Source organism: Lacinutrix sp. Bg11-31, from assembly GCF_002831665.1.
Classification (GTDB): Bacteria; Bacteroidota; Bacteroidia; order Flavobacteriales; family Flavobacteriaceae; genus Lacinutrix.
The window spans coordinates 2243802-2266389 of record NZ_CP025118.1 but is presented as its reverse complement, the minus strand read 5'-3'; the positions used below and the strand labels follow the sequence as shown (position 1 = coordinate 2266389).

Here is a 22588-nt window from a genome sequence, read left to right as displayed (position 1 = left end):
TATGAAAACACTAAAAATCATAAAAATTGGAGGAAACATCATCGATGATGATACTGTCTTGAAACAATTTCTAAAAGCCTTCTCAACTATAGATTCTCCTAAAATCTTAGTTCATGGAGGTGGAAAGTTGGCAACAAAATTAGCGCAACAAATGCAAGTTGAGGTTAAAATGATTGATGGAAGACGTATTACAGATCAAGAAACGTTGGATGTTATTACTATGGTTTATGCAGGAAAAATTAATAAGAATATTGTAGCGCAATTACAAGCTAATAAATGTAATTCAATTGGTTTTTCGGGAGCAGACGGTAATACTATTGTTTCAGATTTGAGACCATCAAAGCCTATCGATTATGGTTTTGCGGGAGATGTAAAACAAGTAAATACAGCTACGTTAGAATTGCTTTTAAATAATAATGTGACTCCTGTTTTTTGTGCTATTACGCACGATGGAAAAGGGCAGTTGTTAAATACTAATGCAGATACTATTTCTTCGGAATTAGCAATTGGCTTTGCTTCAATTTATAACACCGAATTATATTATTGTTTCGAAAAAAATGGTGTTTTAGAAAATGTGGATAATGACGATTCTGTTATCGAAAATATCAACACAGAAAGCTATCCGTCATTAATCGAAAACGGAATTATTTATGAAGGTATGTTACCAAAATTAAACAATTGTTTTCATGCTGTAAATCATCAAGTGCAAAAAGTTTGTATTGGGAAATCAAGCATGCTTTTTAAGACAAATAGTAAACACACAACCATTACCAAATGATAGAAAAACTAACAACAAAAGCAATTGCTTTATTAAAGCAGCTTATAGAAACGCAATCTTTTTCTTCAGAAGAAGGTCCAGCAGCAGCGCATATCGAGCAGTGGTTTATCGAACAAAACATTCCTTTTAATCGTACGCAGCATAATGTTTGGGCAACCAATAAATATTTTGATGATAGTAAGCAAACTTTATTATTAAACTCCCATCACGATACTGTAAAGCCCAATAATGGTTACACTAAAGACCCATTTAAAGCTATTGTAGAGGATGGGAAATTATATGGTTTAGGAAGTAATGATGCTGGAGGATGTTTAGTAAGTTTGTTGGCAACGTTTGCGTATTTCTACAACAAAAAAGGTTTAAATTATAATATTGTTATTGTTGCTTCTGCAGAAGAAGAGAGTAGTGGAGATAATGGTTTAAATAGTATGTTAAGTGTTATCCCAAAAGTAGATGTTGCTATTGTTGGTGAACCAACTTTAATGAATTTAGCAGTTGCCGAAAAAGGTTTAGTTGTGTTCGATGCAGTAGTAAAAGGAACGCCAGGTCATGCAGCACATCCAAATAACGATAATGCTATTTATAATACGATTTCAGTTTTAGAATGGTTTAAAAATTACAAGTTTGATAAAAGATCTGAAGCCTTAGGCGAAGTAAAAATGACTATTACTCAAATTAATGCAGGAAAACAGCATAATGCAGTTCCTGCAGATGTAAAATTAGTTGTAGATGTTCGTGTTAACGACAAATATTCAAACCAAGAAATCGTGAATATTTTACAAAAAGAATCGCCTTGTGGTAGTATCATTCCACGAAGCATAAAATTAAATTCATCGTCTATTCCAATCGATCATCCATTGGTGGTTGCAGGAGTAGAAATTGGCAGGAGCACGTATGGTTCGCCAACATTATCCGATCAAGCAGTTTTGAATTGTCCATCGTTAAAATTAGGGCCAGGAGATAGCACTCGATCACATTCTGCAGATGAGTTTATTTATTTGAATGAAATAGAAGAAGGTATTAAAATTTATATTGAATTACTTGAAAAAGTATTGTAGCATTTTTGTCAGTTTGAGTGTTTCGATTGCAAGGAGAAATGTATCGAAAACAAGAAAATACTTCTCGATAGAATTCTGATAAAAAATCAGAATAACTCGAAGTGACAAGGAATAAATTAACAGATAAACTAAAGAACATGAAACTCTGGGACAAAGGAATAAGTATCGATAAAAAAATAGAACAGTTTACTGTTGGTAACGATAGGGAAATTGATTTACATATTGCAAAGTACGATGTACAAGCATCCTTAGCGCATGCTATTATGTTAGAATCTATAGATATAATTTCTTCGGAAGAATTAAAACAACTTAAAAGCGGATTAAACGCTATTGCGGAAACCATAGAAAATGGAACATTTGTAATAGAAGAGTCTTTTGAAGATGTGCACTCTAAAATTGAATATGAGCTAACAAAAACATTAGGTGATGTTGGGAAAAAAATTCATACAGCACGTTCTAGAAATGATCAAGTTTTAGTAGCGCTTCATCTTTATTATAAAGAAAATTTAAAAGAAATTAGTGCTAAAACAAAAATGTTTTTTGATACACTTTTAGATCTGGCTGAGACTAATAAAGAAGCTCTGCTTCCTGGTTATACACATTTACAGGTAGCAATGCCATCATCATTTGGATTATGGTTTTCTGCGTATGCAGAAGTATTAATTGACGATGTATACTTGTTAAATGCAGCTATACAAACGGTAGACCAAAATCCGTTAGGTTCTGCGGCTGGTTATGGAAGTTCATTTCCTATTGATAGAGAATTAACGACTAAAGAATTGGGCTTTTCAACTTTAAAATATAACGTTGTTGCAGCGCAAATGAGTAGAGGTAAAAGCGAGCGTACTATTGCTTTAGCTTTAGGAAGTGTGTGTAATACATTAGCGCGTTTTGCAATGGATATTTGCGTGTATAATAGTCAGAATTTTGGCTTTATAGCGTTCCCAGACGAGCTAACAACAGGAAGTAGTATTATGCCACACAAAAAGAATCCTGATGTGTTTGAGCTTATTAGAGGAAAAGCTAATAAAATACAAGCCTTGCATACCGAAATGGTGTTAATTACAAATAATTTGCCAAGTGGTTATCACAGAGATTTTCAGTTGTTAAAAGAAAATATAATTGCTGCAATTGAAGATGTGAAAGATTTATTAGATATTTTTAATTACGCTATTCAACAAGTTATAGTAAAACATATTGACTTAAACGATGCTAAATATCAATACCTTTTTACGGTAGATAATATTAATACATTGGTTGTTGGAGGTATGCCTTTTAGAGAAGCATATCAAAAAATAGGAGGTGAGGTTGAAAACGGAACATATAAGCCAGACACATCTAAAAAACATACACATGTTGGTAGTATTGGTAATTTGTGTTTGGATAACATTAGAGAAAAGTTTCCGAAATAGAAGTTACCTTTGGTTTTGAAGAAAAGCAGAATTTTGTCTACCTGATTTTTTTTAGGTTCGACATAGCAGTCAAATTACATTAATTTTAATTTAAAGAGATTTCCGTCTTTGCGGAAAAGAAAAAATAAATTTTATGAAAATAGCAATTATAGGAGTTGGTAACCTTGGGTTATCTATCGCAAAAGGATTATTATCAAGTGATATTACGACATCGTTATACTTAACAAAGCGTCATATTAACGAATTGGAAGGATTAAAATCTGAAAAAAAAGTAATTATTACAAGTGATAATGGAGAAGCAATAGCAAATTCAGATATTATTATTTTTGCTGTTCAACCAAGTCATTTAGGAGCTGTATTGCGTAAAAACAAACAGTTTATTTCACAGAAGCATACTTTAATTTCTACGATTACAGGTTTTTCTATAGAAAAAATTGAAGCTATTATTGGAGCTGAGTATTCTGTAATTCGTGCCATGCCAAATACAGCAATCGCAGTTGGTAAATCTATGACCTGTATTTGTAGTAACGAAAAAGCACAATTAAAGTTAAATACTGCCATAAAAATATTCGATCTTTTGGGTGCAACTTTAGTGATTCCAGAAAAGCAAATGCAAGCAGCAACAGTAGTTTGTGCAAGCGGAATTGCTTTTTGGATGCGATTAATTAGAGCTACAACGCAAGCAGCAATACAGCTTGGTTTTGATGCTAAGGAAGCTCAGTTATTAGCAATGCATACAGCAGAAGGTGCTGCGGGTTTACTAATTACTACAGGTAATCATCCAGAAGAAGAAATAGATAAAGTAACAACACCTAGAGGTTGTACCATTGAAGGTTTAAACGAAATGGAGCACCAAGGTTTGAGTTCTTCTTTAATTCAAGGTATGGTTGCTTCTTTTGAGAAGATTAATGGGATTAAGGATAGGACTTAGTGCTATTAAGCTACTTGTTATATAAAAAAAGCACCTTTTTCAAGGTGCTTTTTCAGTACTATAGACTAAAATAAAATAATTGTAGATAGTCCTAAATGAATATTATAAAATCAATATTCTTATAATTTGGGTGATTCTTTTTTAAATTCTTGCTTTCACTAGTATTAAGCTCTAGGTAAATCATTATCATCCTTTAAAGGTAGATGAGATTCTCCCCTTAAAAACGTGTCTACATGATACGCTGCTTGTCTTCCTTCGGATATTGCCCAAACAATTAACGATTGTCCTCTACGCATGTCTCCAGCTGCAAATACACCAGGAACATTAGTTGCGTAATCTTTAGTTGAAGCTTCAATATTGGTTCTAAAATCCATATTTAAACCAAACTGGTCTGCTAATGTTTTTTCAGCTCCTGTAAATCCTAAGGCTAATAAAGCTAAATCGCATTTCCATTCCTTTTCTGTGCCTCCAACTTCTTTTAGTTGAGGTCTTTCTCCTGCTTTAAAAATCCACTCAACTTGAATTGTTTTTAAGCCTGTTAAGTTTCCTTTTTTGTCTCCAAGAAATTCTTTGGTCGACACGCTAAAAAAACGTTCTACACCTTCTTTGTGAGAAGATGTTGTTTTTAGCTTCATTGGCCAATATGGCCAAGGTTGATGAGCTGGACGACCTTCAGATGGTTTGCTAAGTATTTCGAAATTTGTAACTGAAGTTGCGCCATGACGATTAGAAGTTCCTATACAATCACTTCCTGTATCTCCACCACCAATTACGATTACGTTTTTCTTTTCTGCAGAAATTACGTCTTTGAAATCAACTAAACCATCAACATATTGGTTATTTAGTTTTAAGAAATCCATGGCTTGCGTTACGCCTTTTAAATCTGATCCAGGAATTGGAATACTACGTCTTACCGTTGCTCCACCACATAAAACAACAGCATCAAAATCGTCTTTAAGTTTGTTTGCGTCTATGTTTTTACCAACGTGTGCATTGGTTGTAAACGTAATGCCTTCTTCTTCTAAAACTTTTACACGTCTATCGATTACGTTTTTTTCCATTTTAAAATCTGGAATTCCATAACGTAATAATCCGCCAACTTTTTCATCACGTTCAAAAACAGTAATAGTATGTCCTGCACGGTTTAATTGTTGTGCAGCCGCTAAACCTGCAGGACCAGAACCAATAATGGCTACTGTTTTTTCTGTTCTTATTTTTGGAGGATTTGCTGTAATCCAACCTTCGTTAAAAGCAGTTTCAACTATGTTTTTTTCAATGTTTTCAATCGTTACAGGATCTTCATTAATACCTAATACACATGCTTCTTCGCATGGTGCTGGGCATAATCTACCTGTAAACTCTGGGAAGTTATTGGTTTTATGTAAAATTTCGGCAGCTTCTTTCCACTTACCTTTATAAACTTTATCGTTAAAATCTGGAATAAAATTACCAAGAGGACAACCACTATGGCAAAACGGAATACCGCAATCCATACAACGTGCACCTTGATCTTTTAGTTTTTCTTCTTCTAAGGGAATTGTAAATTCCTTATAGTTTTCAATACGCTTTTCTGGCGCAATGTAACTTTCGTCTTGACGCTTATACTCTAAAAATCCTGTTATCTTTCCCATAATCTAAGCTGTTTCTAATTGTTCTTGTTCTAATCTCACTAAGGCTTGTCTGTACTCTTCTGGTAATACTTTTTTAAACTGAGGAAGGTAATTGTTCCAGTCTTTTAAAATACGTTCAGCTAACGGGCTTCCAGTAGCTTCAAAATGATTTTCGATCAATTGTTTTAGTTGAAGCTTGTCTTCGTCACTTTCAATAGGATCGATATTTAATTCGTCGCCATTACAGTTTTGTTCGAATTTGCCATCTTTATCTAAGACGTAAGCAACTCCTCCACTCATTCCAGCTCCAAAGTTTCTTCCTACATCTCCAAGAATAACGGCAACTCCACCAGTCATATATTCACAACCGTGATCTCCTATGCCTTCTACAACTGCTTCTGCGCCAGAATTTCTAACACAAAAACGCTCTCCTGCTTTTCCGTTTATGTAAACCTCTCCAGCAGTTGCGCCATATAATGTTACGTTTCCAGTAATAATATTATCTTCTGGAACAATCGTACATTTTTCTGGTACTTTAATAATTAATTTTGCTCCAGATAAGCCTTTACCTAAGTAATCGTTGGTGTTTCCATGAACTGTAAAGGATAATCCTTTTGTAGCAAAAGCTCCAAAACTTTGTCCAGCAGAACCAGTAAAATCAATATTAATGGTGTCGTCTGGTAAACCATCTGCTCCATAGATTTTTGAGATTTCATTACTTATAACTGCACCAACTGCTCTATCTATATTAGTGATAGGCATTTCTAAATGTGTTTTCTGTCTTCTAAATAATGCTTGATGTGCTTGTTTAATGATCTTGAAATCTAAATGCACATTCAAGTTGTGATCTTGGCAATACGTATTGTACAATTGTACATCGTCTGCAACATCTACCTTGTGTAAAATAGGTGATAAGTCAAGACCTGAAGCTTTATAGTGCTCTATTGCTTTGTTTCTATTTAATTTCTGCGATTGTCCTACCATTTCATTGATAGTTCTAAATCCAAGTTTGGCCATAATCTCACGTAATTCTTGAGCTACAAAATACATGTAGTTAACAACGTGTTCTGGCTTGCCTTTAAACTTTTTACGTAGGTCTGGATTCTGAGTAGCGATTCCAACTGGACACGTGTTTAAATGGCAAACACGCATCATAATACAGCCTGAGGCTACTAAAGGAGCAGTGGCAAAACCAAATTCTTCGGCTCCTAATAAACATGCGATTGCTACATCTCTACCAGTTTTTAATTGCCCATCGCACTCTAAAACAATACGATTTCTAAGATCGTTCATCACTAAAGTTTGTTGCGCTTCTGCAATTCCTAATTCCCAAGGTAAACCACAATGTTTTTGTGAAGTTAAAGGCGTTGCTCCTGTTCCGCCATCAAAACCTGCTATTAAAATAACATCTGCTTTTGCTTTAGCAACTCCTGCTGCAACTGTTCCTACGCCAATTTCTGAAACTAATTTAACATTAATTCTTGCTGATCTATTTGCGGATTTTACATCGTAAATTAATTGTGATAAATCTTCAATAGAATAAATATCGTGATGTGGTGGCGGAGAAATTAAACCTACATAAGGTGTAGAATTTCTTGTTTTAGCAATTTCTTTATTCACCTTTGGTCCAGGTAATTGTCCGCCTTCACCAGGTTTAGCACCTTGTGCAATTTTTATTTGAATTTCGCTTGCACTTGTTAAGTAGTTTGAGGTTACTCCAAAACGACCTGAAGCGACTTGCTTAATAGCAGAGTTTCTCCAATCGCCTTGAGAACTTTTGTAAAAACGTTCTTGATCTTCTCCACCTTCACCAGAATTAGATTTCCCTCCAATTCTATTCATGGCAATTGCTAAGTTTTCGTGTGCTTCTTTACTAATAGAACCATAAGACATGGCTCCAGTTTTAAAACGTTTTACAATTTCTGTCCAAGGTTCTACTTCTTCTAAAGGAATAGGATCGAATTGGTCGAATTCAAATAAACCTCTAATGGTCATTAATTGTTCAGATTGATTATTTACCAAATCTGAAAATTCTTTAAAAGTTGATGCTTTATTTGTGCGAACAGACTCTTGGAGTTTTGCAACAGTTAATGGGTTAAACATATGCTTTTCTTGGCCACGTCTCCATCTGTATTCTCCTCCAATTTCAATATCTGTATTAGTTTCGTTGGTTTGAAATGCTCTTTTGTGACGCTTTACAATTTCTTGCTCAATCTCTCTTAAGCCAATACCTTGAATACGTGTTGGTGTATTTGGGAAGTATTTTTCAACAGTTTTAGTGTTAATTCCAATGCATTCAAATAGTTGCGATCCACGATAAGAATTTAATGTTGAAATTCCGATTTTGTTCATCACTTTTAAGATGCCTTTTCCAACAGCTTTATTGTAATTTTTAATAGCAGCTAAATATTCTAAATCTGTTAGGTCTAAATTATTAATCTGTTCTTGAACAATTTCGTTTACTATATAGGGATTTATAGCACTTGCTCCATAGCCAAATAATAAGGCGAAGTGATGTACTTCTCTAGGTTCTGCAGATTCTATAACCAAGCTAATTCTAGAGCGTTTTTCTAATTTGTGTAGTGCGTGGTTTAAATAAGAACATGCTAATAATGCTGGAATTGGTGCATGATCATTATCTACGTATCTATCTGAAAGAATAATAATATTTGCACCATTATCAATTGCTTTTGATGCTTTAGTCACTAAGCCTTCAAGTGCAACTTCTAATTGGTTTAATCCGCGGTTTACTTCATATAACATTGAGATAGATTCAACTTTAAAATCAGGATTTGTATCGTAGTCTCTAATTTTATCTAAATCGTGCTTTGAAATAACTGGATTCTGTATTTTTAGTTTTTTACAATGGTCTGCATTAACATCGAATATATTAACATCGCTTCCTAAAGTTAAACTAATATCTGTAACTAATTCTTCGCGAATACCATCTAAAGGCGGATTGGTAACTTGTGCGAATATCTGTTTAAAATAATTATATATTAATTGCGGACGTTCAGATAAAATAGCAATTGGAGTATCGCTTCCCATAGATCCAATAGGTTCTTTTCCTAATTGGGCCATTGGACGAATAATAGTATTTAAGTCTTCTTCTGTATATCCAAAAGCGATTTTACGCTTTTTTAAGTCGATTTCATCGTAATCAATATGTCCTTTTTTAGCTTTTAGGTCTCTTAGGTGGATTAGGTTTTTGTCTAACCACTCTCTGTAAGGATGTCTAGAAGCTATGTCTTCTTTAATTTCTTCATCGTTAACAATTCGGCCTTGGTTCATGTCTACTAAAAACATTTTTCCAGGCTCTAAACGACCGTGATACTCAATATTTTCAGGTTTAATGTCTACAACTCCAGTTTCCGAAGACATAATTACATTACCTTTTTTTGTTACTGTGTAACGCGAAGGGCGTAAACCGTTTCTGTCTAAAACAGCGCCAATAAAATTACCATCTGTAAATGGTATTGAGGCTGGTCCATCCCAAGGCTCCATTAAGCACGAGTTAAATTCGTAGAATGCTTTTTTAGCATCAGACATGTTTGGGTTTTTTTCCCAAGCTTCTGGAACAAGCATCATCATGGCTTCTGGTAACGAACGACCTGTCATTAATAATAATTCGACAACCATGTCTAAGGTTGCAGAATCCGATTTCCCTCTTAAAATTGTAGGGATTATTTTTTTAATATCGTCTCCAAATAATGGGCTTTCCATGATTTCTTCACGAGAAAACATTCTAGAAACATTACCTCTTACAGTATTTATTTCACCATTATGACAAATGTATCTAAACGGTTGTGCTAAATCCCAAGTTGGGAATGTGTTGGTAGAAAAACGTTGGTGAACCAATGCTAATCTTGTATCTAAAGCCGAATTGAATAAATCTAAATAATATTCATTTATATGTTCAGGCATTAAAAGCCCTTTAAATATTATAATTTTAGTTGAAAGACTAGGAAGATAAAAGAATTTTGCTTCAGATAATTTAGAACCATATATGGTGTGTTCTGAAATTTTTCTTGCAGCGAATAATTTTAAATTAAATGCTCTGTCTGTTTGCTTATCGTTAGCTTTTCCTATAAAAATTTGCTTAACAAAAGGTTCTGTTACTTTAGCAACTCTACCTAATACTTCGCTATTTACTGGTACATCTCTCCAGCCAATAAGTTTTAGTCCTTGTTTTTCGATTTCTTTTTCGAATACATCTATACAATATTGACGTTGATTTTCCTTTTTTGGAAGAAACACATTACTTACTGCATATTCTCCAGCTTCGGGTAAATCGAATTCGCAAAATATCTTAAAAAATTTATGTGGAATATCTATCAAGATACCAGCTCCATCACCAGTAACGCCATCGGAACTTACAGCGCCTCGATGTTCTAATTTTACTAGGATTTCAAGCGCTTTATGAATAATATCATTTGAGCGTTTTCCAGTTAAACTACATATAAATCCAGCGCCACAATTATCGTGTTCAAATTCTGGTAAATAAAGTCCTTGTTTTTTCAACATAATTCAGAAAATTTAAAGGTTTTTACGCCTTATTACATCTGTAATATAGATGCTATTTCTCGATTAAAAAAAAGAAGGAAACACTTTTCCGATATTGATAATTAAGGGTGTTCTAAATGAAAATTCAGCAATTATCTAGTCATATAATACATAATAGGTAATGATAATATTTTATTGATTAATGGTTATTTATTGCGAAAACGTTTGCGTTAAATAGTGTTGATTAGAAATAATGCATTGAATTTATCAAAAACATGATAATTCTTGAAAATCATCATTGTGAAATTAACAAAAAAAGACTAAAAAACAATTTAACCCTAAAATTTTTAGGGTGTAATTGTTTAAATTCATAAAAATTAACTTTTAGCCCTATTTTTTAATAGGGTGTATTTTCATTTTATATAGATTTGATTTTTATAACCATTAAAAATAAGTTTATTATGAAGAAAATTACACTAACCATTATGTTGTTAATAACATCAATAATTATCGCTCAAAACAAAGAAGAAGCTGCTGAGAAGAAGTTTTCTTTTGAAGGAAGTGTAGATGCGTATTATAGAGCCAATTTAACAGCCCCAAACGATACAACTCAAATAGCTCCTCCAACATCTTTTGCAGATAAATCAGGTTTCTCATTAGGGATGGCAAATATTATTGCGTCTTACGAAAAAGGAAAAGTAGGAGCAGTAGCAGATTTAGTTTTTGGACCAAGAGGAGAAGTGGCTAGTGCAACAGTATTAAATCAGTTATTCGCTTATTATAATATTAGCGAAAATACAAAGTTGACTTTTGGTAAGTTCAATACTTATTTAGGATATGAGGTTATTTCTCCTGTAGGAAACTTTAACTATAGTACTTCTTATTTGTTTTCTAATGGACCATTTTCTCATACAGGTATAAAAGCAGATTTTACATTATCTGAAGATTTTAGCTTAATGCTTGGTGTATTTAACCAGACAGATGTTACTGAGTTTAATCCAGACGGAAGCTACGCAGTAGGAGCTCAATTAGGTTATGATGGTCAGTTTTTAAATTTATTATATGATGCTGCTGGATTAGGTTTCGAAGTGGATTATACAGGTGGTTTTGATGCTACAGATGATTTCTTTGTAGGTATTAACGCAGCATATGCAGATAATGATGGTGAAGGTTTTTATGGTGTTGATTTATATCCTCAATATACTTTAAGCGAAGCTTTTAGTTTAGGTCTTAGAGGTGAATATTTTCAAACGCAGAGTGATGCAATAGATGATGATCCAAGTGTTTTTGCAGTAACTCTAACAGGAAGTTATACTATAGACGATTTAATTATCAAACCTGAGTTTAGATTAGACAATGGGTCGGAAGATATGTTTATTGATACAGATTTAATGGCTACAAAGAGTTTAGGTTCTTTTGTAGTTGCAGCTATATATAAATTTTAACTAAAACAAATTATGAAAAAAGTTGAAGCAATCATCAGAAAAGCTAAGTTTTCTGCAGTAAAAGAAGCGCTACACGAAGTTGGTGTTAATTTCTTTTCGTATTGGGATGTTACAGGATTAGGGAACGAACAAGAAGGTCATGTTTATCGTGGCGTGAGTTATAGTACCAGCGATATTCAAAGGCGTTATTTATCTATTGTAGTTAACGATGATTTTGAAGCCGTAACTATAAAAGCCATTTTAGAATCTGGCTCAACTGGAGATGTTGGAGATGGTAAAATTTTTGTCTCAAATATAGATGAGGTTTACAGAATAAGAACAGGAGAAAAAGGAGGAAACACTTTAAAATAAAAAACATGGAATTACTTACAAATAATGTATGGATGATGATCTGTACAGCACTCGTTTTCTTTATGCACTTAGGGTTTGCGCTTTTAGAAATAGGATTAACAAGACAAAAAAACACATTAAACATTTTATTTAAAAACATATTTATTATAACAGTTGGTTTGTTGCTATACTGCTTAGTAGGATTTAATCTTATGTATCCAGGTTTCGAATCTGGTGATATGGGAATATTAGGTTTTGCAGGATTTGGATTAGATGCTCCGCTTACAGCAGCAGGAGGTTTAGATTTAACTTATAGTGAAGGTTATACATATTGGACAGATTTCTTATTTCAAGGAATGTTTGCAGCAACAGCGGCAACTATAGTTTCTGGAGCAGTTGCAGAGCGTATGAAAATTGGACCATTTATGTTGTTCACAGTAATCTACGTTGGGTTAATTTATCCAATTGCTGGCTCATGGAAATGGGGAGGCGGATTTTTAGATCAATTAGGGTTTTATGATTTTGCAGGATCTACATTAGTGCATTCAGTTGGTGGATGGGCAGCTTTAGTAGCGGTTTGTTTATTAGGTGCAAGAATTGGAAAATATAAAAATGGAAAACCTCAGGCTATTCCAGGACATAATATTCCTTTAGCTACAGCAGGTGTTTTAATCTTATGGTTAGGATGGTTTGGGTTTAATGGAGGATCGGTATTATCTGCAGATCCAGAATTAACATCTTTAGTATTGGTTACAACATGTTTAGCAGCAGCAGCTGGTGGAGTTGTATCTGCAATAGCTTCTACTATTATGTATAAAAACTTAGATTTAACTATGTTTTTAAACGGTATTCTTGGTGGATTAGTTGGTATTACTGCTGGAGCAGATGTTATGTCTCCAACAAGTGCAATTGTAATAGGAGCAATAGCTGGTATATTAATTGTATTTGCAGTTGCCTTTATAGATAAATTAAAATTAGATGATCCAGTTGGAGCAATAGCTGTACACTTGGTTTGTGGTATTTGGGGAACATTAGCAGTAGGAATCTTTGGGTTTAGTGCAGTAACTAATGAATCTGGTGCATTTTTAAATGCTAATGGAGATGTTGTTGCTACTTTATCTGAAGCAGCAAATAGTTTGTCATTTTTACCACAGTTATACGGAGTATTGGCTTATGCTGTAATTTGTGTAGTATCTTCATTTTTAATCATTTTTACAATGAAGAAAATAGTTGGAATACGAGTTTCTGAAAGAGAAGAATTAGAAGGTCTAGATGCTCATGAACATGGTATGGATGCTTATCCAGATTTTAGATTAAATGAACATTAGAATTTAGTTAGTTTTATGTAGAAAACCTCGAAGCTGTTATGACTTCGAGGTTTTTTTATGTCTATATTTTTTTGAATTCTGTTGCAAAAAAAAGGCTTGCCGAATTTTAAATTGGCAAGCCTTAATAGTAATATATTAAATAAGTATTTTAAGCGGAATTACGACTAGCATTAATATTACCAAACAACGAACGCGTTACTAATTTTTCATAAATAGCAATCTGAGCATCATCTCTAACTTCAGCTTTTTCAAGTTCCTGAATTTTTTTCAATGCAAATTGTTGTATCGTTAATAATGGTAAAACAATAGATTCTCTAACTGCAATAGATGCGCTTCCTGCAGGTTCTTCTTGCATAAGTTCTGTGTATCCAGTAAGCTTTAAAAGTAAGCGTTTAGACGTTTTGTATTCTTCATAAATAACATTCCAAAATCCACCATATTCTTCATCTTCGCTCATGTATTTTGTTAAATCGAAAAATGATTTAGATAAAGACATCATACTATTTTCAATAAGGGTCTTAAAGAAGTCTGAAGTTTTAAATAATTTCTGAGCTTTTTCAAATGTATTAGTGTCTTCGTAATGCTTAAGTGCTGTACCAACACCAAAAAATCCTGGTACATTTTGTTTTAACTGGCTCCAAGAGCCAACAAATGGTATGGCTCTTAAATCTTCGAATACTAAACCTTCTGCTTTTCCTCGTTTAGATGGGCGGCTTCCAATATTAGTTTTTGCATAATATTTTAAAGTGCTCATGTGTTCTAAATACGAAATAAATTTTGGGTGTGCTTTAAATGCAGAGTAAGCTTCGTAGCTACGCTCAGATAAATCGGTCATTACTGCTCTGTTTTCAGGAAGCATGCTCAAATCTTTATCGCTTAAACTGTTGTGAATACCAGAACTAATTAATTGCTCTAAGTTGTATTGAGACGAATCTAAAGTTCCAAAATTAGAACTAATCGTTTGTCCTTGTATTGTTAATTGTACTTCTTTATCTTCAATTGTTGGTCCAAGAGAGGCATAGAAATTATGAGTTTTTCCGCCACCACGTGCTGGAGGTCCACCACGACCATCAAAGAAAATAACAGTAATACCGTGTTGTCTTGAGATTGTAGTTAGGTTTTCTTTGGCTTTATAGATTGCCCAATTTGCCATTAAATAGCCACCATCTTTAGTTCCATCACTAAAACCAAGCATAATAGTTTGCTTGTTTCCTCTTGATTTTAAGTGTGCAGCATATTGTGGATTAGTATATAGCTCTTCCATGACTTGAGGTGCATTCTCTAAATCGGTAATAGTTTCGAATAAAGGTCCAACATCAACTGTTAATTTATCTTGAAATGCTACTAGTTTTAGCATAGCAAACAATTGCATAACATGCAGTGTTGTTTGGTTGTTACTAATAATATAACGGTTTGCAGCTACTTCGCCATTCGTGGTTTGAATGGTTTTTATAGCTTTCATTGTGTTTAAAGCTTTCAAGGTTTCTTCATCTTTAATTAAAGATAAATCAACTTCACCTTCAACTTTAGATAAAATTTGCACTTGTTCATTTTCTGGTAAATCATGATAGTTTTTCGGGAATATAGTGCTACCGCTTTCAATTAGGGTGTTTACCATATCGTTAAAATACTGCTCATGCTTTCTACTATCTTGACGAATATCTAGATTAGCAAAATGAAATCCGAAGAGATGAACTTTATTTAATAAACTGTTCACTTCTGTAACATAAAGTGATTGATGCTTATCTATAATTATTTCTTTTATTTCTTTTAATTCCGAAGTAAATGAATCTAAAGTTAAGTTAGGTTCTTGATTCGTAATCATTTTGTAAAGCTCACGCTCTAAAATAGTCACACGTTCTTCGACACCTTGAAAAGATAATTTTCTTTTTAAACGTCTTACGTCGCGATAATAATTTTTAATAACTGTTTCGCGTAATCTATTGGCAACTTTTAAAGTTATTTCTGGAGTTACAAATGGATTTCCATCTCTGTCTCCTCCAGGCCAAAAACCAATATTAATAATATCGTTATCAATATGTGCTCCGTCGAAAATATTTTGTTGAATGTAATCGTAAATAGATCCAAAAGATTTGTAGAACACATTTTCTAAATACCATATTAAACTCACAGCCTCATCGTAAGGCGTTGGTTTTTCATGTTTAAAAAATGGTGTTTTCCCTAGTTGTGCTAATAAATCATTTATTTTAAGTAAATCATTTTCACGAATAGCTTCGGTTAAATCTGTAATAATACCTAAAACCGAACCTGGGTAAAATTGTGTTGGATGTGCGGTTAGTACAATACGAACTTTAAACTCTTCTAAATACGCTTTAAGTGTTTCTAGTTTATTTTCGGCTGTAGCACTTTCTTTTAAACTACGTAAGGTTCCAATACCATCCATGTTGTTTACTAATGGAAAAGCAGCATCTTCAATAGCATCAAACAATACAACTTGGCGTTCTATATATTGAATAAATTTAAATAGTAAATTGGTCTGACTCTCTGGAGAGCGACTAGATTGGTACTTTTTAAAAAACGTCTCAACAATAGCTGTTGGGTTATCTTGCTTTGCAAAACCTTTTTTGCAAGTCTCATGAAAGAGTGGTAAAAGTGCGCCTGTTTTTGTTATGGTATCGAAAGGAAGTGTCATAAATATACTATTGTATATTTGATACTTTGCTAAAACATTTTGATTAAACCGTGTAAGTTTTGGTTGTATAGGCATTGTTTTATTGTGAAAAATGAAATTAAAAATAGTGAAGTATTTCTAGAATAAATAGGAACCACGTGTTAATTACAAATTTCCAAATTAATCCCTTTTTATTTGAGAATTCTCAAATAAAAAGGATTAAAATATATGTTATTCTTTAATTGCTTTAAAAGCTGTAACTTAAATAATTGTGGATTGTCCTAAATGGATATTTGTAAAATTAAGGTTCGAATCTTTAGGATTGCTAATAAAATCTGCAATAAAATCACCAACTTTAGAAGTAGAAACGTTATCGTAAATAGTATTTAAATCTGGAGTAGTAACATTCAGTTTTAGAGATTTTTCTACAGCCTCTTTAATTAATTCTGCCTCTTCATGTAAATCAAAATGCTCCAATAACATAGTAGCACTTAAAATAGAAGCTACAGGATTAGCAATGCCTTTTCCAGTTGCTTGTGGATACGATCCATGAATAGGTTCGAACATTGCATATTTGTCTCCAACCGAAGCTGAAGCTAATAAGCCAATAGAACCACCAGTAACACTAGCTTCATCGCTAATTATATCGCCAAATAAGTTTTCGGTTAAAATAACATCAAACTGTTTTGGGTTTAAAATCATTTGCATAGCAGCATTATCAACAAATAAATATTCTAATGTTACATCTGGATATTGCGTTGCTAGTTCGGTAACAACTCTTCGCCATAAACGCGATGTTTCTAAAACGTTAGCTTTGTCAACCAATGTTACTTTTTTGCTTCTGCTTTGCGCAGCTTTAAAAGCTAGGTGCGCAATGCGTTCAATCTCTCCACGAGAATACTCACATAAATCTGAAGCTGTATTTCCATCTTCACTTAGTTTCTTTTCACCAAAATAGATGCCACCAGTTAATTCTCTATAAATACTAATATCTGTGCCTTCAATAATCTCTCTTTTTAAAGGCGATTTGTCTAGTAACGTATCGTATGCTTTTACAGGTCTAATATTTGCATATAAGCCTAATTCTTTTCTAAGTTTAAGTAAGCCTTGTTCTGGTCTCACTTTAGCACTTGGATCGTTGTCGTATTTTGGATGACCAATAGCGCCAAATAAAATAGCGTCACTCGTTTTGCAAAGCTCTAAAGTGTTATCTGGTAAAGGATTGTTGTGTTCGTCTATAGCAACTGCACCAACCAATGCTTCTTTAAATAAAAACGTATGGTCAAATTCTAAAGCAATTGCTTTTAAAACTTTAATCGCTTGCTTGGTTACTTCTGGACCAATGCCATCTCCTGGTAAAACTGCAATGTTTAATTTCATAGAAAATTTATTTTTTTATTTCCATGTAAATGGAAATATTTTTATTATTATATTTTTTTGGCGTTACCTAAAGGTCAGGCTTTCACTACTCGCTCTTTTCAAGGAGCTCAAACATGCCGTTCTATCCTTAACGCACTAATTAACCAAGTGCATTTTCAAACGCTTCAATCTCTGTCTTTTTACTAAGCAAGTAATCGATGTCGTCGTAACCATTAATCATACATGTTTTTTTGTATGGGTCAATGTCAAAAGTTTCCAATTTATCACCTGCAGAAATAGTTTGTAATTCTAAATTAACTATAATTTTTGTGTCAGGATTGTTTTTTACTGTATTTAGTAATTTATTTAAAAAATCCTCGGTAACCTGAACAGGTAACAATCCATTGTTAAGTGCATTTCCTTTAAAAATATCTGCGAAAAAGCTAGATACAATTACTTTAAGGCCATAACCAACTAAAGCCCACGCTGCATGCTCACGACTAGAGCCGCAACCAAAATTATCTCCAGCAACTAATATGCTTCCAGAGTAATTTGTATTGTTTAAAGAGAATTTAGAATTTTCAGAGCCATCTTTATTATAACGCCAATCTCTAAAAACGTTATCTCCAAAACCTTTTTTATCTGTCGCTTTTAAAAAACGCGCAGGAATAATTTGGTCTGTATCTACATTCGCAATATCTAAAGGTATTGCTCTCGATGTTAATGTTGTAAATTTTTCCATGCTATGCGAATTCTAATGTTTCAATATTTTCTGTTACATCTACTATTTTTCCAGCAATTGCTGCTGCAGCTGCTACTAAAGGGCTTGCTAAAATGGTTCTAGAACCTTGACCTTGTCTGCCCTCAAAATTTCTATTTGAAGTTGATACGCAATATTCGCCTTGTGGTATTTTATCGTCGTTCATTGCTAAACAAGCAGAGCAACCAGGTTGCCTTAGCTCGAATCCAGCAGCATCAAAAATGTCTTTTAGGCCTTCGTTAATAATTTGTGTTTCTACTTGCTTGCTTCCAGGAACCAACCATGCAGTTACATTATCTGCTTTTTGTTTACCATCTATATATTTTGCTGCTACTCTAAAATCTTCGATTCTAGAGTTGGTGCAACTACCAATAAATACATAATTTATTTGCTTGTTAATTAAGCTTTCGCCAGCTTCAAAATTCATGTACTCTAAAGACTTTACAAATGAAGTGTCTTTATTATTTGGGATGTTTTCTGAGATTTTAATTCCCATACCTGGATTTGTTCCGTAGGTAATCATAGGTTCTATATCTTCAGCATCAAAAGTGTATTCTTTATCAAAAGCAGCACCTTCGTCTGTTGGTAATGTTTTCCAATAAGCTACTTTTTTATCGAAAGCATCTCCTTTTGGTGCGTATTCGCGTCCTTGAACATAATCGAAAGTAGTTTGGTCTGGAGCAATCATGCCACCACGAGCTCCCATTTCTATACTCATATTACAAACTGTCATTCTGCCTTCCATAGTCATGTTTTCAAAAACATCTCCTGCATACTCACAAAAATAACCAGTACCAGAATTGGTGCCTAATTTTGATATAATATAAAGAATAACATCTTTAGGTAATACGCCATTTTTAAGCTTGCCATTAACGGTAACTCGTAAGCTTTTTGGTTTTGTAAGTAGTAGGCATTGGCTTGCAAAAACCTGTGCTACTTGGCTAGTTCCAATACCAAAAGCGATAGTACCAAAAGCACCATGTGTTGAGGTGTGGCTATCTCCACAAACCATTGTCATTCCTGGTTGTGTAAATCCTAGCTCTGGAGCCATTACGTGTACAATACCATTGTATTTGTGCCCTAATTCGTATAGTGTAATATTGTTTTTTTTACAGTTTGTAGACAGTTGCTCTAATTGATTTCTAGACTGTAAGTCCTTAATTGGCAAATGTTGATTTTCTGTTGGTGTGTTGTGATCTGCAGTTGCTACAATTTGATTTGGTCTAAAAACAGCAATTCCGCGATCTTCTAATTCATTAAAAGCTTGCGGGCTTGTTACTTCGTGTATTAAGTGTTTGTCTATATAAAGTATCTGTGGACCGTTTTCTATACTGTCGACCACGTGTGCATCCCAGACTTTATCGAATAATGTTTTTTTACTCATATTTTGTTATTCCTGCATAGGCAGAAATCTAATTTAATTAGGCAGATATAATTTCTCTATACATGTTACTAGTTTCGATAATTTGGTGAATATCTTTATCGTTTACTTCTTTCTTTCTATCTGCAAAGCTTAAAAAATTTGCATAAACATCATCTAATTGTAGCTTGGTTAATTCGTAACCAACATTTTTAGCTCTGTAAGCTAAAGCAGCACGACCGCTTCTTGCTGTTAAAACAATAGCAGATTCTGTTACGCCAACATCTTTAGGGTTTATAATTTCGTAAGTTTCGCGGTTTTTAATCACACCATCTTGGTGAATTCCAGAACTGTGGGCAAAAGCATTTGCGCCAACAATTGCTTTGTTAGGTTGCGTGTAAATTCCCATGCTATCTGAGACCAACTGGCTCATTCCGTATAACATTTCGGTTTTAATATTAGTATCTAAATTAAGATAAGGATGTTGTTTTAAAACCATAACAACTTCTTCTAAAGCTGTATTTCCTGCACGTTCTCCAATACCATTAATAGTACACTCAATTTGTCTTGCTCCATTTATTACACCTTCAATAGAATTTGCAGTTGCTAAGCCTAAATCGTTATGGCAATGACAAGATAAAATAGCTTTTTCAATACCTTTTACGTTTTCTTTTAAGTATTTAATTTTTGCACCATATTCACTTGGTAAGCAGTAACCTGTTGTGTCTGGAATATTTAATACTGTTGCTCCAGCTTTTATCGCTGCTTCGCAAACTCTGGCTAGGTATTCGTTTTCTGTACGACCAGCATCTTCTGCATAAAACTCAACATCTTCAACAAAAGACTTAGCATACTTTACGGCTTGAAAAGCACGCTCGATAATTGTTTCTCTATTAGATTTGAATTTATGAACAATATGAGAATCTGAAGTCCCAATACCAGTATGTATTCTCGGTTTTTTAGCATGTTTTAATGCTTCCGAAGCCACTTTTATGTCATTTTCTACAGCTCGTGTTAAACCACAAACAGTTGCGTTTTTTACTATTTTTGAAATCGCTTCAACAGATTTAAAATCACCTGGACTAGAGACAGGAAAGCCAGCTTCTATAACATCCACTCCTAATAAATCTAATTGTGCTGCGATGACTACTTTTTGTTCAGTATTTAGTTTGCAACCAGGAACTTGTTCTCCATCACGAAGCGTTGTATCGAAAATTTGTATGTTATTATTTGACATTTAAGGGTGTTTTATTTTTCTATTGAAAGACTAATTTATACTTTGGTTATTCGTTACTAGTAATCACAATTTATAGTGTTACGATGTTCAATCTTTAAAATAGAGCATAAAATACTAGTAATCAATTACTTAAAGCAGTTATTAGTTGATGACTAAAGATCAAAAAGATAATTTATTCGCCTTAGTTAAGTCTTTAAACAAGTCTGAAAAACGCCAATTCAAATTGTATGTTGGAAGATTGGGTGTAAATTCCGATTCTAAATTTTTAAACTTATTTACAGTTTTAGACAAGTCTAAAAACTATGATGAGGCTTCTATATTAAAGTCTACCCAAATAAAAAAACAGCAATTAGCAAATGTAAAAGCACATTTGTATAAACAGATTCTTATTAGCTTAAAACTAAACCCATCACATCAAAATATTAGGTTACAAATTAGGGAGCAGTTAGATTTTGCTTCAATATTATACCATAAGGGGCTTTATAAACAGAGTTTAAAAATTTTAGATAAAGCAAAAGATGTTGCTATTGCTAATGAGGAAAAAAATCTAGCCTTTGAAATTGTAGAGCTAGAGAAAATTATTGAAGCACAATACATAACTAGGAGTATAAGTACTAGAGCAGATGAGCTTACTATTCAGGCAAAAGAATTAAGCGAGTTAAATGTAATTACTAGTAAGTTGTCCAACCTGTCGCTTCAATTATATGGGATAATATTAAAAACGGGTTATGTAAAAAATGAGCAAGAAAGCAATGAAGTAACCAAATATTTTAAGGATAGATTGCCAAAATTTAAGATATCTAAGGTTGGTTTTAGAGAAAAATTGTGGTTTTATCAAGCTCATTTATGGTACAGTTTTTTAATGCAAGATTTTTTAAATTGCTATAAATACGCTTCAAAATGGGTCGATTTATTTTATCAATATCCAGATATGGTGAATTTGAATCCTGTATTCTTTTTAAAAGGAAGTAACTATTTGTTAGAATCTATTTTCTTTATAAATAACAAGTCAAAATTTTTAGAAGCGTTTTCAAAATTAAAATCAAGAATTGAAGTGTCAAGTTTTCCAAAAGACGAAAATGTACAGTCATTAACGTTTCTGTATCTTAACTTTCATGATATAAATAAACATTTTATAGATGGTAGTTTTCAAGATGGGTTAGCATTAATACCTAAAATTGAAATAGATTTAATTCAATTTAAAGATAGGGTAGACGAGCATCATACAATGATATTCTATTACAAGTTTGCTAGTTTGCATTTTGGAGTTGGTAACAATAAGGAGTGCATAAAATATTTAGATAAGATTATTTCTAATAAATCGCTTTCTATGCGAGAGGATTTGTTGTGTTTTTCTCGAGTGCTAAATTTGGTAGCGCACTATGAAGCAGGATTAGATTACCATTTAGACGCTTTGCTAAGAAGTACTTATAAGTTTTTAATTAAGATGAATGATCTTCACGAAGTACAGAAGGAGATGATAAAATTTATTAAAGGCTTACAGGGTCTTTATCCTCAAGATTTAAAAAACGCATTTAGAACTTTACGAGATACTTTAAAAACATACGAAGATCACCCTTATGAGCGTCGTGCGTTTTTGTACTTAGATATTATTTCTTGGTTAGAAAGTAAAATAGAGAATAAACCGGTAAGTCAAATTATTAGATCTAAATATTTGAAAAAAACATAATAAAAATAAAATCACGATTTAAATTAATCTATTTTACGTAATAAGGGTAAGTATTAGAAGTTTTTGGTTTTAATTTCTTGTTAAGATGCTTATTTTTAACAGTTAAAAACAGTTTGTGCTTTTTTTATTGTTTCCATTCGAATTATAGTATTGTG

At 33.1% G+C, this 22588-nt stretch carries 15 protein-coding genes; 8 read left to right on the top strand and 7 right to left on the bottom strand.

All coding sequences use genetic code 11. The features are described 5' to 3' along the window. Position 1: 1 nt before the first annotated feature. From argB to proC, 4 genes are all read left to right on the top strand, one after another. A complete protein-coding gene (gene argB / locus CW733_RS10180; RefSeq protein WP_198520070.1) occupies positions 2-778 on the top strand; it encodes an acetylglutamate kinase in 777 nt (258 codons plus the stop codon). After that, positions 775-1836: a M20 family metallo-hydrolase gene (locus CW733_RS10175; protein WP_100997079.1), complete on the top strand. Its 1062-nt coding sequence runs from the start codon at positions 775-777 to the stop codon at positions 1834-1836. Before argB ends, CW733_RS10175 begins: the two co-directional genes overlap by 4 nt. A 137-nt stretch (positions 1837-1973) precedes the next feature. After that, a complete protein-coding gene (argH, locus tag CW733_RS10170; RefSeq protein ID WP_100997078.1) occupies positions 1974-3248 on the top strand; it encodes an argininosuccinate lyase in 1275 nt (424 codons plus the stop codon). A 133-nt stretch (positions 3249-3381) separates the two neighbouring features. After that, the gene (gene proC, locus CW733_RS10165; protein WP_100997077.1) at positions 3382-4179 is read left to right on the top strand and encodes a pyrroline-5-carboxylate reductase; all 798 of its coding nucleotides are present in this window, start codon (positions 3382-3384) and stop codon (positions 4177-4179) included. Positions 4180-4343: 164 nt separating this feature from the next. Here the strand turns inward: proC and CW733_RS10160 are convergent, their stop codons facing one another. Both CW733_RS10160 and gltB read right to left on the bottom strand, forming a co-directional pair. Continuing rightward, positions 4344-5810, bottom strand: coding sequence for a glutamate synthase subunit beta (locus CW733_RS10160; RefSeq protein ID WP_100997076.1), 1467 nt, complete (start codon positions 5808-5810; stop codon positions 4344-4346). Positions 5811-5813: 3 nt separating this feature from the next. Then, entirely contained in the window at positions 5814-10313 is a 4500-nt protein-coding gene (gene gltB / locus CW733_RS10155; protein ID WP_100997075.1) for a glutamate synthase large subunit, read from the bottom strand. A 440-nt stretch (positions 10314-10753) separates the two neighbouring features. On the opposite strand from gltB, the gene CW733_RS10150 reads away from it, so the two are divergent. Genes CW733_RS10150 through CW733_RS10140 form a run of 3 tightly spaced genes read left to right on the top strand, consistent with a single transcriptional unit; the run spans position 10754 to position 13395 of the window. Then, on the top strand, positions 10754-11737 hold the full coding sequence (locus CW733_RS10150; protein WP_100997074.1) for an outer membrane beta-barrel protein: 984 nt from the start codon (positions 10754-10756) through the stop codon (positions 11735-11737). 12 nt (positions 11738-11749) lie between these two features. Then, positions 11750-12088, top strand: coding sequence for a P-II family nitrogen regulator (locus tag CW733_RS10145; protein WP_100997073.1), 339 nt, complete (start codon positions 11750-11752; stop codon positions 12086-12088). 5 nt (positions 12089-12093) lie between these two features. After that, positions 12094-13395: an ammonium transporter gene (locus CW733_RS10140; protein WP_100997072.1), complete on the top strand. Its 1302-nt coding sequence runs from the start codon at positions 12094-12096 to the stop codon at positions 13393-13395. Between the two features lie 148 nt (positions 13396-13543). On the opposite strand, the gene CW733_RS10135 is transcribed toward CW733_RS10140, so the two are convergent. The 5 genes from CW733_RS10135 to CW733_RS10115 all read right to left on the bottom strand — a co-directional run bounded on the left by CW733_RS10135 (position 13544) and on the right by CW733_RS10115 (position 20743). Next, entirely contained in the window at positions 13544-16123 is a 2580-nt protein-coding gene (locus tag CW733_RS10135) for a phosphoenolpyruvate carboxylase (protein ID WP_100997071.1), read from the bottom strand. A 165-nt stretch (positions 16124-16288) separates the two neighbouring features. After that, a complete protein-coding gene (gene leuB / locus CW733_RS10130) occupies positions 16289-17407 on the bottom strand; it encodes a 3-isopropylmalate dehydrogenase (protein WP_100997070.1) in 1119 nt (372 codons plus the stop codon). Positions 17408-17546: 139 nt separating this feature from the next. Beyond that, positions 17547-18128: a 3-isopropylmalate dehydratase small subunit gene (leuD, locus tag CW733_RS10125; RefSeq protein WP_100997069.1), complete on the bottom strand. Its 582-nt coding sequence runs from the start codon at positions 18126-18128 to the stop codon at positions 17547-17549. A 1-nt stretch (position 18129) separates the two neighbouring features. Then, entirely contained in the window at positions 18130-19530 is a 1401-nt protein-coding gene (leuC, locus tag CW733_RS10120; protein WP_100997068.1) for a 3-isopropylmalate dehydratase large subunit, read from the bottom strand. Positions 19531-19567: 37 nt separating this feature from the next. Continuing rightward, positions 19568-20743, bottom strand: coding sequence for a 2-isopropylmalate synthase (locus CW733_RS10115; RefSeq protein ID WP_100997067.1), 1176 nt, complete (start codon positions 20741-20743; stop codon positions 19568-19570). Between the two features lie 148 nt (positions 20744-20891). Here CW733_RS10115 and CW733_RS10110 point away from each other — a divergent pair, with 148 nt between their 5' ends. Beyond that, entirely contained in the window at positions 20892-22433 is a 1542-nt protein-coding gene (locus CW733_RS10110) for a hypothetical protein (protein WP_100997066.1), read from the top strand. The last annotated feature ends 155 nt before the right edge of the window (positions 22434-22588 follow it).